The organism is Pseudomaricurvus hydrocarbonicus (genome assembly GCF_011602365.1).
GTDB classification, from domain to species: domain Bacteria; phylum Pseudomonadota; class Gammaproteobacteria; order Pseudomonadales; family Cellvibrionaceae; genus Pseudomaricurvus; species Pseudomaricurvus hydrocarbonicus.
In genome coordinates this window covers 1-1,174 of sequence record NZ_JAAONZ010000052.1, presented here as the reverse complement: position 1 = coordinate 1,174, position 1,174 = coordinate 1, and the positions used below count along the sequence as shown (strand labels likewise).

Annotated in this window: 1 rRNA gene; it reads right to left on the bottom strand. The window is 52.0% G+C overall.

The features are described 5' to 3' along the window. Nucleotides 1-1,174: ribosomal RNA gene (locus G8770_RS23795) — 23S ribosomal RNA — on the bottom strand; the annotation flags it as partial.

Here is a 1,174-nt window from a genome sequence, read left to right as displayed (position 1 = left end):
AACTCAATAAAGAGTCTCGGCATCACATCTCAGCCTTAGCAACCCGGATTTACCTAAGTCACCAGCCTACTTGCTTAAACGCGGACAACCATCGCCGCGCTGGCCTAGCCTGCTCCGTCCCTCCGTCGCAGTTATAAAAAGTGCAGGAATATTAACCTGCTTCCCATCGACTACGCATTTCTGCCTCGCCTTAGGGGCCGACTAACCCTGTCCCGATTAGCGTTGGACAGGAAACCTTGATCTTCCGGCGGGGGAGTTTTTCACTCCCCTTGTCGTTACTCATGTCAGCATTCGCACTTCTGATACCTCCAGCAAACTTCACAGTTCACCTTCAGCGGCTTACAGAACGCTCCCCTACCATGCACTAAGTGCATCCGCAGCTTCGGTTGCTAATTTAGCCCCGTTACATCTTCCGCGCAGGCCGACTCGACTAGTGAGCTATTACGCTTTCTTTAAAGGGTGGCTGCTTCTAAGCCAACCTCCTAGCTGTCTGAGCCTTCCCACATCGTTTCCCACTTAACTAGCATTTGGGACCTTAGCTGGCGGTCTGGGTTGTTGCCCTTTTCACGACGGACGTTAGCACCCGCCGTGTGTCTGCCATGATTGCACTCACTGGTATTCGGAGTTTGCAACGGGTTGGTAAGTCGGGATGACCCCCTAGCCGTAACAGTGCTCTACCCCCAGTGGTGAGACATGACGCACTACCTAAATAGTTTTCGGGGAGAACCAGCTATCTCCGAGCTTGATTAGCCTTTCACTCCGATCCACAGCTCATCCCCGCATTTTTCAACATACGTGGGTTCGGGCCTCCAGTCAGTGTTACCTAACCTTCACCCTGGCCATGGATAGATCGCTCGGTTTCGGGTCTATTGCCAGCAACTAGACGCCCTATTAAGACTCGGTTTCCCTACGGCTCCCCTAAACGGTTAACCTTGCTACTGACAATAAGTCGCTGACCCATTATACAAAAGGTACGCAGTCACAGAACAAGTCTGCTCCTACTGCTTGTACGCACACGGTTTCAGGATCTATTTCACTCCCCTCACAGGGGTTCTTTTCGCCTTTCCCTCACGGTACTGGTTCACTATCGGTCAGTTAGGAGTATTTAGCCTTGGAGGATGGTCCCCCCATGTTCAGTCAGGATATCACGTGTCCCGACCTACTCGATTTCACA